We start from the raw sequence: 12,606 nt of genomic DNA on the forward strand, positions 1-12,606 counted from the left end.
TGCTTGGTTCCGGGTTTCTTTCTCATCTCCACTCCTTGGCGGTTACGATGAGCCAGAAACCCTCTCTTATCAAATCGACCTAAACTGTCCCATTGGTGCTGACGTCAGACATCGCAGATTGCGGTGAATCGTTCATCGGTTGCCGCCTTTCCGAATGCCGCCCCGAAGATCATCCCAACCGAGGCAAACAACAAAGTAGTAAGCGGACGTAAAGCGATTTCATATGGCATTCTGCCGATTCCAAGAACTCTCAAGATCCCCGGAAGGCTAGTCAACTATCTGTTGACAGACAGTTATCACGAACAAAAAGAAAATCCGCACCGACGGCTTGTCGGGGCGGATCGTTTCGAGCTAGGCGATGATCAAATGTCGAATTTAACGCCCTGCGCCAGCGGCAACTCCGCGGAATAGTTCACCGTGTTGGTCTGTCGACGCATGTAGGATTTCCAAGCATCCGAGCCACTTTCACGACCGCCGCCGGTTTCTTTCTCGCCACCGAAAGCGCCACCGATCTCGGCACCGGAAGGACCTATATTGACGTTGGCGATACCGCAATCAGAGCCCGCCGCCGACAAAAATTGCTCCGCCTCGCGCATGTTCAGAGTGAATACGCAAGATGACAAGCCCTGGGGCACGCCGTTTTGGATCTCCAGCGCCTCTGCGAAATCTTCATACCCCAGCACATATAGGATCGGCGCAAAGGTCTCTGTTTTGACTGTTTCAGTCTGACCCGGCATCTCGACAATCGCCGGTTCTACATAGACGCCGCCTGCAGGAACGCCTTTGGTCACGCGGGATCCACCGAACACGGTACCCCCTTCTGCCTTGGCCGCGTCAAGTGCCGTGGCCATCGCCTTGGCTGAGGCCTCATCGACCAGTGGGCCGACCAGAGTACCTTCGTTCAACGGATTGCCGATGGGCAAGCCAGCATAGGCTTTTTTCAACCGAACCACCAAGTCTTCTTTGATCGAATCATGCACGATCAGGCGGCGTAAGCTGGTGCAACGTTGCCCGGCGGTCCCGACGGCCGAGAACACGATCGCACGTACCGCCATCTCTAGATCCGCCGATGGGCCGACAATCATGGCGTTGTTGCCGCCCAACTCCAGAATACACTTGCCAAATCGGGCCGCCACGATGGGCGCCACGGCACGACCCATGCGAGTAGAACCGGTCGCCGAAATGATTGGCACCTCTTCCGATTCGACCAGTATTTTTCCAAGTTCAACCCCACCGATCAGAGTTTGCAGCAATCCTTCTGGGGCGTCCCCGAACCGAGCCACCGCTCGCTCGAAAATCTTCTGGCAGGCCAACGCGGTCAGCGGCGTTTTCTCGGACGGCTTCCAGATCACCGGATTGCCACATACGATCGCCAACGCCGCGTTCCACGACCAGACCGCGACAGGAAAGTTAAATGCCGAAATCACACCAACGGGACCCGCCGGATGCCAGGTTTCCATCATCCGGTGACCAGGGCGTTCGCTGGCAATTGTCAGCCCATACAATTGGCGCGACAATCCTACCGCAAAATCGCAGATGTCGATCATCTCCTGTACTTCACCCAGACCTTCGGACGTGATCTTGCCTGCTTCCCAACTGACCAGCGCACCCAGGTCTTCCTTGGCGGCGCGCAGCTCTTCTCCCAAAAGTCGAATCAACTCACCCCGGCGAGGCGCAGGTACGGTTCGCCACGTTTTGAACGCAGCTTTTGCCCTGCCGATCACGGCACCCATCTCCGCCGCCGGCATCTCGTGCACTTCAGCCAGAAGGCTGCCGTCGATCGGAGACGTCACTTTCAGCGTTCCTCCGGTGAGCTCGGCGGTGCTTAGCCCCAGTTTCGAAAGAATGGTTTCTGCGGTCATGACAATGTCTTTCATTTCTCAGGCTGCCTTGTTCTGTTGCGTTGCGTCCCCCGCCCGATAGAGGCGGCCAAATTCGGTATTCATGAAGTCGGAAAGCAGCACTTGTTCTTGCCGGACAAAGCCCTGACCGGGCAACTCACCGGTGCGCATCAGGTCAACCACTCCCAACACACCCGAGGCGGTGGTGACTTGAATTGCGCTCCAGATTTGGCCATCGATCATCCGCGAGTAGGACTTGTTGATGTAGGACTTTTCGCGCAGCTGTCCGTCTATCGTGCCCTTGGCGGTACAATAGACCAGGACCACATCCTGATCAGTACGTGGGAGAGCGGACTCAAAAATTTCTTTCATCAGATCCCGCCTGCGCTCCAGCCCCAGATCGTTTAGAAGCAATTTGAGGATGTCACGATGCCCCGGATACCGGATCGAACGATAGGAAACGGAGCGCGCCTTACCGTCAAGCGTTTCCGGCAAGGTTCCAAGCCCTCCGGACGTGTTGAAGCACTCGTATTCGACACCATCAAGACCAAGCAGTTCATAGTCTTCCAGCGGCGCAGTCTTGACCCGCATTCCGTTCACAATGGCATCACAGGGATTGCAGTACTCGTTGATCAGCCCGTCGGTGGACCAGGTCAGATTGTATTTGAGCGCATTGGTCGGATAGAGAGGCAAGGCTCCGACTCGCATATGCAGAGTGTCGATGCTATCGAACTCAGCTGTCAGGGCCACCCCGGCGATTCCAACAAATCCGGGTGCCAATCCACATTGCGGCATGAACGCGGTTTTGCTGTCCACGGCCAGTTCCCGCACGGCGTTGGTGGCCGCCACATCTTCGGTCAAATCGAAATAATGCGCGCCCGCCTTTTTTGCGGCCTTGGCAATCACTGGCGTCAGGAAAAATGGCGCTGCCGAAATGACGGCGTTGAAGCCCTTGAGGCCTTCGGTCAAACCCACCTCGTCCCTGGCATCAATCTGTTTTGTGGCGACGCCCATCTTTTTCAGCACCGACAAGGCAACCAGATCGTGATCAGCCACGGTGACGGTGTAGTTGGGCGAGGTTTTGAGTAACGTCGCGATCATCTGGCCGATCTTTCCGGCCCCGACTACGCAAATATTCCAGCGCATGGCACATCTCCTTCTTTGTCAGAAAGTGTGACCTATTCGCTGTCCGATCTGTAGAGTGCGGATTGACGAAACGACTCATGATTTCGTCGTTATGACGTAGATTCTGACGATATGTCAGCCTCGGTCAATTCGCCGTCCGAAGACGACGCTTGTATTGGTGCGAAGGACACCCGGAATTTCCGCAAGCTCGTCCACCAGAACATCCAGATCCTCGATCCTGGGAGCCTCGGCCGACAGAAGCAGATCGAATTCACCATTGATCGACAGGCACAACTTAACCTCAGGATAAGCCTCCAGCCGTTTGATGATCCTGGACGTCTCTTTTTGCTGAACCTCCAACAGAACCACGACCTGAACCGTGCTTTCGTCCTGCGGTTCGCGCAGAACCACGGAATATCCTGCGATCTCACCCCTCTTTTCCATTCGAGAGATGCGCTCGTGGACGGTCGTTCGGGCAACGCCCAGTTTGGCCGCAATCTTGGTAGTCGATTCCCTCGCGTTGTACTGCAGGGCAGAAATTATTCGGCGGTCCAGCTGATCCATTCAGGCTCCCACGGCGTCTTGTCGTTCAGAGTTAGACAATCTCTATCCCTGGCCTCAAGGCTGTTTAGGATATCTTGGATGAAATTCATCGATTATCACAGCATGACTGTGCGGGGTCCCGCTCGCCAGATGAGGATGATCCGGTGGCAACTCGGGATGGTTATGCGGAATCGGCGCCATGCCGTTGCGTGGCCAAAGAGAAAAAGCCATTGTCACGCCAACCACAGATGCCAAAGTCAAAAACGTAGTGACAACGCTCAATCCATAAACGGTCATCAACCAGCCTGACAGCGGATAAAAGATCAGCCAACAGGCATGAGAAAGAGTAAACTGTGCCGCAAAGACGGCGGGGCGGTCCACCGCATGAGCAGAGCGTGTGAGCAAACGACCTGATGGCGTGAGGGTCACCGAATACCCAAACCCTACAAATGCCCAAAGCAAGGAAAGAACAGGCAGGCTTAGCGGAGATAGCATGGACCAAACAGACGTTACTCCCATGGCCCCTGTTGCAATGGTTGCGCCCGTCAGCATGACGCCGCGGTCCTCTAAGCGATCCAGAACGCGGGGCAAAATCAGAGCTGCGACCATAGACCCGCCGCCAAACCCCGCCAGTGCAAGGGCGACTGCATTTTCCGGCATTCCTAAGCCAGATCTGACAATCACAACCGTATTCACGATTACCATCGAACTCAACGACGCAGCGACCCAATTCAAAGCCAGCAACCCCCGCAGCCTAGGGGTTTTCAGATAAATCCGAACACCTCGCGTGGTCCGGTCAAATATACCGCGGCGCGCCGTCGGCTTCGGCATCGGCAGAACCACCGATACAACCAGCAAGGCGGATGAGGCAAAGCCGATCCCCGTCCCCCAGAACAGATTGTCGAAGCTCACTAGCGTCAGCAATACGGCGGCTAGCATCGGGCTAACCAGACTTTCCATGTCAACCGCCAACCGCGACAACGACAGGGCGCGCGTATAATCGCGCTCATCCGTCAACACATCGGGAATAGTGGCTTGAAACGCCGGTGTGAATCCGGCCGAAGCGGATTGCAGAGCGAATATGAGGACATAGACCTGCCAGATTTCGGTGACGAAAGGCAGGCAGATCGCGACGGCGGCGCGCACCAGATCCAATGCCACAAGCATGCGCCGGCGATCGACTCGTTCAGCAAATGCCGCGGCAATCGGGGCAACCACGACATAGGCAATCATTTTGATGGTCAACGCCGTTCCCAGAACCAGGCCAGCTGCTTTTCCGGCAAGGTCATACGCCAGCAATCCCAACGCCACGGTGGCCAGACCGGTTCCGGTCAGCGCCACGATCTGAGCAGCAAACAGGTGACGATACACTCGATTTTTCACGATATTCAGCACACCTGCCTCCAGACGAGAAAACCTCTGCACCATTCCTAGTCCCAGATTATGGCTCCGAAAACACAATTCGCGGGTGGGATTTTGGCGTGTCTTCTCTGGTCGCGTCGATTGTTCCGCATGAAGACTCCCGCGCTGCCCCAGTTGAGTTTGCTCGACAAACCGCCTATCTCGGGTCCAGTACGGCACAAAGGACTTTCGCGTGGCTAATCACCTTTACAAAAACGATCTTCCAGATGGTGTGAATTTGGGCCCAATCGTGGCCATCGACTGCGAAACCATGGGGTTGAATCCACACCGCGACCGGCTGTGCGTGATCCAGATGTCCGGTGGAGATGGCGACAGCCACATTGTTCAGATTGAAAAGGGTCAGACCGAAGCACCCAACCTTTGCGCCATGCTGGAAGATCCCGATGTTCTCAAACTGTTCCACTTCGGCCGCTTCGACATCGCCGCTATGTACCACGCTTTTGGCACGTTGGCGGCACCTGTCTATTGCACCAAGATTGCCAGCCGCCTAGTCCGGACCTACACTGACCGCCACGGCCTCAAGAACTTGTGCCAAGAACTGATCGGCGTAGATATTTCGAAACAGCAGCAGATGAGCGATTGGGGCGCGGAAACGCTGACCGACGCGCAACTGGAATATGCAGCCTCCGACGTACTGTACCTGCACCGCTTGCGTGAAGAACTTAACCAGCGCCTGCATCGCGAAGGTCGATCTGAGATTGCCAAAGCCTGTTTCGATTTTCTGCCCATGCGCGCCAAGCTGGATCTCGCGGGTTGGCCCGAAACGGATATATTTGCTCACTCATGACCAACCCTGACGCATTTCTGAGCACTGCCCGACAAGTGGTCACCGACGAAGCCAAGGCGCTAGAGGTGCTGGCCGACAGCTTTGACGACCAATTCGTCGAGGCGGTCGAACTGATCCTCAATGCCCGCGGCCGTATCATTGTCAGCGGCATTGGAAAATCCGGTCATATCGGCCACAAGATCGCCGCGACGCTCGCAAGCACCGGAACGCCCGCCTATTTTGTGCACCCGGCAGAAGCCAGCCACGGCGACCTAGGCATGCTGTCCGAGGGCGATGTCGTTCTGGCAATCTCGAACTCGGGCGAGGCACCGGAACTGGCCAACTTGCTAGCCTTTACACGCCGATTCCGAATCCCATTGATCGGTTTGTCCAGCAAGCCCGAAAGCACGTTGATGAAACAAGCCGATGTGCACCTGCTGATCCCGTCGATGGGCGAGGCCTGCGGTTTTGGCATGGTGCCTTCGATCTCGACTACACTGACGTTAGCCATGGGCGATGCGCTGGCCATCGCGCTTATGAAATACCGAAACTTCCAGCCGGAAAATTTCCGCGATTTCCATCCGGGCGGCAAGCTGGGTGCCCGTCTCAGCAAGGTTTGTGACCTGATGCACTCAGGAGGCGCCCTGCCATTGGTTTCCCTGGACACCCCAATGAGCGAAGCGCTGATCGAGATCAGCCAGAAAGCTTTTGGCGTGGCCGGTGTTCAAAACACCAGCGGGGACCTGGTTGGCATCATCACCGACGGCGATCTTCGCCGACACATGGACGGATTGCTGAGCCAAACCGCTCAAAACGTCATGACTGCCAACCCAACGACGATAGCGCCCCAAGCCATGGCCGAAGAGGCGGTTGCAGTTATGAATCAACACAAAATTACCTCGCTCTTCGTTGTTGAGGAAGAGGGGCCGACCAAACCGCTGGGTCTTCTTCATATTCACGACTGTCTTCGCGTGGGTTTGGGATAGGAGAAAGAAGTGGACAGCTATTCCCGCAAGGTGCAGTTCTTCAAGGTACTGCTGCCGCTTGCGGCAATTGCTTTGCTTTCTACCGTTTTCCTGCTGTCGCGCAGTATCGACACCAATGTTTCGACCCCATTTTCCGGGCGCGAGATGGATGAACGGTTAAGCGGTCAGCAGGTCACGCGCCCGTTTTTTTCGGGTGTGACTGAAAAGGGAGAAGAAATTCTTGTGTCGGCAAGCGCTGCTCGACCTAGCTCTGACGACAAGCCTGCCGAAGCCCAAAATCTGCGCGCGCGATATCGGCTGGTGAATGGAAACGAACTGACTTTGACCGCTGAACTCGGTACTTTGCGTCCAGATCAGGGCAGCGCCACGTTTTCCGGAAACGTAATTATCACAACTTCAGATGGTCTTAGAGTCTCTACGGAACAGCTGAACACATCATTGGACGAGATCCGTGGAAACTCTCCGGCAGAAATCGCCGGCGCTGGACCAATCGGGGAATTCACCGCCGGCGCCATGAATTTCGGGGCTGAAAAAAAGGAAGCGCCCCTCCATATTCTTTTTACAGACGGGGTCCAACTGATATATGACCCTCAAAAACCGGAAAGATAACCCGTGAATGTTTTTCGTGCACTGACCCTTTGTTTTGCTCTGATCTTTGGGGCAGTTCCCGTATTCGCGCAAGGGGCCAATGTCGCATTCGGGTCGGTCAAGGCTGACCCGTCGCTGCCAGTTGAAGTCACTTCAGACACCTTGGATGTCAATCAGGAAGACGGATCGGCGGAATTCAAGGGTAATGTCTTTATCAGGCAAGGTGAGATGCGGCTGTCCGCACAGCAAGTCCTTGTGATATACAATCAGGAAAAGTCAGGTATTGAGCGGCTTGAAGCTATAGGTGATGTGGTTCTGGTAAGCGGTCCGGATGCAGCACAGGCGCAGCGCGCTGACTATTCCATCGATACCGGAGTCATCGTGATGAGTGGCGACGTGCTGTTGACACAGGGTGAAAACGCGCTGACATCCAGCAAGATGACAGTGAACCTCAAAACCGGAACAGCTCAGATGGTTGGCCGGGTCAAAACCATCCTGAACACAGGCAACAATTGATGAATCGCCCAAACCTTACAGTTGCCGAAGGTTCTTCCGGGCTGAAGATCGACAAGCTACGGAAATCTTATCGCAAGAAGACAGTTATCCGAAACGTCTCGATGACGCTTGATCGGTCCGAAGTTGTTGCCCTGCTTGGCCCGAACGGATCAGGTAAGACTACAACGTTCTATGCTGTGGCAGGCCTGGTTTTTCCCGAAGGGGGTACAGTGACCATCGACGGTCAGAATGCGACGACGCTGCCAATGTACCGGCGGGCCCGGATGGGGATAGGGTATCTTCCTCAGGAAATGTCGATCTTTCGTGGCATGAGTGTCGAGGACAACATAGCCGCGGTTCTGGATATCACCGTCAAGCACAGCCATAAGCGCAAGGAGCGTCTTGAGGAATTGCTTTCGGATTTCTCGATAGAGCATTTGCGACGTGCCCCCGCCTTGGCGCTTTCAGGCGGTGAACGTCGCCGCGTCGAGATTGCGCGCTGCCTGGCCGCAGACCCCAAGTACTTGCTCCTTGACGAGCCCTTTGCTGGCGTGGATCCGATCAGCGTCGGCGACATCCGCCACCTTGTTTCGGACCTGAAAAAGCGGGGAATTGGCGTTTTGATAACCGACCACAACGTGCGAGAAACGCTGGAAATCGTGGATCGCGCCTATATCCTGCATGACGGTCAAGTTCTGATGTCCGGCACACCCACCGAAGTGGTCGAAAACGAGAATGTTCGCCGGGTCTATCTGGGTGAAAACTTCCGGATTTCCTGACCGGCGACTGTTCGTCGCTGGGCGCATGGCGGATTTCTTGAAAGAACACGTCTGTTTTGATTGACTCTCCGCGCGTCTCTTGCCTCAATTGACTCATGACAATTCTTCGGTTCCAGTCTGGATCTCGATGTCCCTTCGCTGAAGGGTATGATGGTAGACTATCCTTGGAAATGTCTTTACCCCACACCCGATAAAAACAGGCACGCCGACTTGTGTGGCGTCAGAACGGGTGCGAATTGTGAAGGAGATCACATGCGTTATCAAATCAGCGGTAAACAGATCGACATCGGTGAGGCATTGCAGACCCACGTGCAGACCGAACTGGGCGAAGTCGTGGGCAAGTATGCCCAAAGACCGACAGACGCCAACGTCGTCTTTTCCCGTTCAGCGCATGAATATGTGTGCGAGACAACTGTACACCTATCAACTGGGCTGACGGCGCAGGCCAAGGCGCACGCCACCGAAATCTATGCGGCATTCGAAGGATGCTGCGATAAAATGGAAACGCAGCTACGCCGCTACAAGCGCCGCTTAAAGGATCACCACCGCGACCGCGCCGAGCCGGTTGAACTTTTTGGAGCATCATCCTATATCCTCGCGTCGAACGACTCGGGCAATTCTGAGGAACCGGAGTCGCTTCAGCCGATAATTGTGGCGGAAATGGAAACCAAGATCCCGTCGTTGAGTGTAGGCGAGGCTGTAATGCAGATGGAACTCGCGGGGGCCCCGGTTTTGGTGTTCCGGAACGAAAACAAGGACGGACTGAACGTCGTGTATCGCCGTGATGACGGCAATATCGGCTGGATCGATCCGTAATAGGCAAGACAACAGAGATGTGCCATCGGATATCCGGTGGCACATCCATGGAGCAAAATCGATGGAGCTTTCGAGCATCCTTTCACCCAAAGCGGTCCGGGTTCTGTCAGCCGCTTCCAGCAAAAAGCGCCTGTTTCAGGAAATAGGAGACGTAGCGGCTTTGGCACTTGGGCTGGACGCTCAGACTGTCGTCGAATCTCTGCTCGAAAGGGAAAGCCTGGGGCCGACCGGAGTCGGGCATGGTGTTGCTCTACCCCATGCTCGGCTGGAAGGCCTGGAAAAGGTCGCAGGCGTATTCGTCATGCTTGAAAAGCCGATTGATTTTGGCGCAGTCGACAGACAACCGGTCGACCTTGCCTTTTCACTCTTTGCGCCGGAAGAGGCCGGTGTTGAACACCTAAAAGCGTTGGCGCTGGTCTCGCGTACGCTCAGAGACGCTTCGGTTTGCACGAAACTCCGGTCAAATCCTGATCCGGTCAAGCTCTATACCATCCTGACCGAACCTCATTCGGTTCAGGCGGCCTAAAGCCGCGAACACGAGAAACCCAAAAAAGAACTCTAGCAAAACCGGGGCTGTCCACAAATGACGACACCTCATGTTTTGCCGTTGGTATCCATCAATTCAACATCAGCATCGATGATCCGGGGCGGAGTGGCCTGTTCGCCCGTGTTTTCCTCAAGTTCCTCTTCATGGACGTCTTCTTCGCTCTGGTCTTCCAGGGCTCCGATGATCAGTGGCAGCATGTGTACACCTGTCGCCGAGGCAATCTCAGGGGTGTCCGGCGTTTGCCAGCTTAGCGTATCGAAACTGTTGCAGTTCTTGCAGACAGGTCTCCATTCCACGTGAATGTCGTGACAGTTCTCGCAAACCCAGTGAGGACCACGCGGCGCATTCAATGCCTTTGCGAGCCAACCCTGCACAATCGCGTCCGACGCTCCCTCACCCCGTTCGATCGCAGCCATCAGGGTATAGGCCCGTGCATCCGCTTGTTTTTCCACAACATCGCCCAGCGCACGGCGAGCTTCGGGAAAATCCTCGGCCACAATGTTAAGCTCCGCCAGAATCAGGCGGGTCTCAGGGTTATCCGGGTGAATGCGAGTCAGTGCCGAAAACCGCTTGACCCGTTCAGTCGGAGATTCGTCGGGTTCGATTTCGGCAAACGCGTGGGCCAGATCCGGGTGCGGCCGGACCTCCCACGCCTTCTTCAGGATCTTGGCCGCGTTGCGTGGCTTGCCTTTGGCGATGTGCGCGCGCGCCGCCATCGCGGCCGCAGGCACCAGATCGGGGGACAAGCGATTTGCCTCGATCGCGCGTTCCTGTTGCTCGATAGCGGCAGTCTCGTCCAGCAGCCCTTTGGCTTCGGACAGCGCCAGCACAGCATCCCTTCTCTTGTAGACGTCGCGCGGCAACGTTCCTGATTTCAGCTTTGCCGTCAGGGTCGACCGCGCCCCGGCCCAGTCCTGCGCCTTGGTCTGAAGCTTAAGCAGCACATCCTGCGTTTCCTCGTGCCGCGGTTTCAGGGCCAACGCCTTTTCCGCAAGCTTGCGCGCGGTATCATCATCGCCCTCAGCCAACTTTTGCTTCATTATCCCGCGCACACCGACAAACCGGGTCGATTGCTCTGTCACCAACTTCTTGTACGTTTCCGAAGCTCTTTTGGTATCCCCGGTCATCTCGGCGGCTTGGGCTACTAACAGATTTGTCAGTTCCGGCTTTTTCAACAGCTTTTCTGCTTTTGTGGCCTTGGACATCGCAATACGCCCTTCCCCTGAAGCCAAAGCCATCAGTCCCTCTGACAGGGCCTGATAACCGCGCCGTTCCCGGCCCCGGTCAAAATAGCGCGACAAGGCGGTTTCATCTCCGTTGAGGAACTTCAGCGTAGCGATCAACAGGCTTAGCAGCTTGAAGAACAGCCAAACGGCCGCGACCAAAATCACAAGCCCTATAGCGGACTGCAGCGGCCCCAACGTATATTCGGTGCCCGCAACGGTGATCTGAACACCGCCGCTAGCCTCCATAAGAAAGGCGGCACCCATCGCCAGAAGGCCGATGATGGCGACAAAAACCAGTATCTTAAGCAATGACCAAAACATGGCGGGCCTTTCAGTTCGAATTCACGCTTTGCACAAGCGCATCTGCGGCGGATACGGCGTCTTGGCGGGTTCGCGCGCGTTCAACCCACGCCGCCATTGCAGGTTGCGCGGCCTCTGGCAGAGTGCCGATCTCTTCCAATGCCTTGCCCAGGTCACCAGCTGTCAAGTCGGCTTCTGCGCGTGACAAGATAGCATCCGGATCAGTGCCATCCCGAGGAGTGACAGACCTGGCGCCAGTCTGTCGTTCGAGAAATGCAAGAATCCCGGAACCTTTTTCGGTTTCACGGATGTCCGCCAATGCATTGCGAGCCGCCGACGGAAAGCCATTCCGTAAGCTTGCCATTGTTGCAACACCTTCGGCCGCAGGGCCAACCAAGGATTGAGGAACCTCTACGCCACCGTTCTTGAGTTGGGAAACTTGAATCTCAAACGCGGCACCAGAATCCAGCTGACTGCGTAGACCTGATGCAGCCGCGCGGTTGGCCGCCGCCAATGCCTCAGCCGAAGCTTTCACCTCCAGTGCTTTGGCCTGATTCACCATCTTTTCGATCTCGGCCCGCTGTACTGAAAGGGAGTCGCGTAGCTTATCCAATTCTGTCAGATACGCATCTGGAACCTCTCGCGTATCTCCATTTTGTACTGGGCGTTTTTCCAGATCAGCTATGCGGGATTCGAGCGGGGAAAGTACCGAACTCAAAGATTCAATCTGAGTTTTCAAGACGTCCAATTCCGAAACCACCGGTGCTATTTGCCCAGACAGTCCGGACACCTGTTCGGAAAGAGTCGACAGGTCAGCCGCTTCGCTGCCGTCCATCTGCTTTCCAAGCGAGTCGAACAACTGGGCGTGTTGCTCGACCTTCGCCTCAATTGTCGAAATGGTTTGATCGATTTCGCCCTCTGTCGAGCTGAACAATCCGGTTTGGCCGACAAAAAAACCAATAGCTGCTGCAACCGCGCCCCCAAGCGCCGTAGGCCAGAACCCATTTTGCCTTTTTTCCTCGGGAAATTGCGTTCTTTCTGCAAAAACAGTCGAAGGCTTAGCTTCGGCTTCGGCTTCGGCTTCGGCTTCGGCTTCGGCTTCGGCTTCGGCTTCGGCTTCGGCTTCGGCTTCGGCTTCGGCTTCGGCTTCGGCTTCGGCTTCGGCTTCGGCT

The 12,606-nt window shown here is 55.8% G+C and carries 13 protein-coding genes; 7 read left to right on the forward strand and 6 right to left on the reverse strand.

Going from position 1 to position 12,606, the window contains the following annotated elements; all coding sequences use genetic code 11:
• Nucleotides 1–362: 362 nt before the first annotated feature.
• From amaB to AC2FLX_RS20770, 4 genes are all read right to left on the reverse strand, one after another.
• The gene (amaB, locus tag AC2FLX_RS20755) at nt 363–1,862 is read right to left on the reverse strand and encodes an L-piperidine-6-carboxylate dehydrogenase (protein ID WP_496811392.1); all 1,500 of its coding nucleotides are present in this window, start codon (nt 1,860–1,862) and stop codon (nt 363–365) included.
• A gap of 18 nt (nt 1,863–1,880) precedes the next feature.
• Nucleotides 1,881–2,987, reverse strand: a complete 1,107-nt coding sequence (locus tag AC2FLX_RS20760; protein WP_496811393.1) for a saccharopine dehydrogenase family protein — start codon at nt 2,985–2,987, stop codon at nt 1,881–1,883.
• 114 nt (nt 2,988–3,101) lie between these two features.
• Complete coding sequence (locus tag AC2FLX_RS20765) at nt 3,102–3,530, reverse strand: Lrp/AsnC family transcriptional regulator (protein WP_480751601.1); 429 nt, start codon at nt 3,528–3,530, stop codon at nt 3,102–3,104.
• A gap of 54 nt (nt 3,531–3,584) precedes the next feature.
• On the reverse strand, nt 3,585–4,904 hold the full coding sequence (locus tag AC2FLX_RS20770; RefSeq protein ID WP_496811395.1) for an MFS transporter: 1,320 nt from the start codon (nt 4,902–4,904) through the stop codon (nt 3,585–3,587).
• A 199-nt stretch (nt 4,905–5,103) separates the two neighbouring features.
• Here AC2FLX_RS20770 and AC2FLX_RS20775 point away from each other — a divergent pair, with 199 nt between their 5' ends.
• The 7 genes from AC2FLX_RS20775 (at nt 5,104) to AC2FLX_RS20805 (ending at nt 9,887) form a co-directional block, all read left to right on the forward strand.
• Complete coding sequence (locus AC2FLX_RS20775) at nt 5,104–5,718, forward strand: ribonuclease D (protein WP_480751600.1); 615 nt, start codon at nt 5,104–5,106, stop codon at nt 5,716–5,718.
• Complete coding sequence (locus tag AC2FLX_RS20780; RefSeq protein WP_480751598.1) at nt 5,715–6,683, forward strand: KpsF/GutQ family sugar-phosphate isomerase; 969 nt, start codon at nt 5,715–5,717, stop codon at nt 6,681–6,683. The genes AC2FLX_RS20775 and AC2FLX_RS20780 overlap by 4 nt, the downstream gene beginning before the upstream one ends.
• A gap of 9 nt (nt 6,684–6,692) precedes the next feature.
• Nucleotides 6,693–7,292, forward strand: coding sequence for an LPS export ABC transporter periplasmic protein LptC (locus AC2FLX_RS20785; protein ID WP_480751596.1), 600 nt, complete (start codon nt 6,693–6,695; stop codon nt 7,290–7,292).
• A gap of 3 nt (nt 7,293–7,295) precedes the next feature.
• Nucleotides 7,296–7,787 (forward strand): LptA/OstA family protein, encoded by a 492-nt coding sequence (locus AC2FLX_RS20790; protein WP_480751595.1) that lies wholly within the window; start codon nt 7,296–7,298, stop codon nt 7,785–7,787.
• A complete protein-coding gene (gene lptB / locus AC2FLX_RS20795; protein WP_480751594.1) occupies nt 7,787–8,545 on the forward strand; it encodes an LPS export ABC transporter ATP-binding protein in 759 nt (252 codons plus the stop codon). The genes AC2FLX_RS20790 and lptB overlap by 1 nt, the downstream gene beginning before the upstream one ends.
• A gap of 252 nt (nt 8,546–8,797) precedes the next feature.
• Entirely contained in the window at nt 8,798–9,361 is a 564-nt protein-coding gene (gene hpf / locus AC2FLX_RS20800; protein WP_480751593.1) for a ribosome hibernation-promoting factor, HPF/YfiA family, read from the forward strand.
• Nucleotides 9,362–9,422: 61 nt separating this feature from the next.
• On the forward strand, nt 9,423–9,887 hold the full coding sequence (locus AC2FLX_RS20805) for a PTS sugar transporter subunit IIA (protein WP_480751592.1): 465 nt from the start codon (nt 9,423–9,425) through the stop codon (nt 9,885–9,887).
• A gap of 68 nt (nt 9,888–9,955) precedes the next feature.
• Here the strand turns inward: AC2FLX_RS20805 and AC2FLX_RS20810 are convergent, their stop codons facing one another.
• Together AC2FLX_RS20810 and AC2FLX_RS20815 are read right to left on the reverse strand one after the other, a co-directional pair.
• A complete protein-coding gene (locus AC2FLX_RS20810) occupies nt 9,956–11,455 on the reverse strand; it encodes a heme biosynthesis protein HemY (protein WP_496811394.1) in 1,500 nt (499 codons plus the stop codon).
• Between the two features lie 10 nt (nt 11,456–11,465).
• A partial coding sequence (locus AC2FLX_RS20815) for a COG4223 family protein (protein WP_496748372.1) occupies nt 11,466–12,606 on the reverse strand: 1,141 nt, incomplete at its 5' end.

This window comes from Ruegeria sp. YKSF57 (assembly GCF_059612585.1).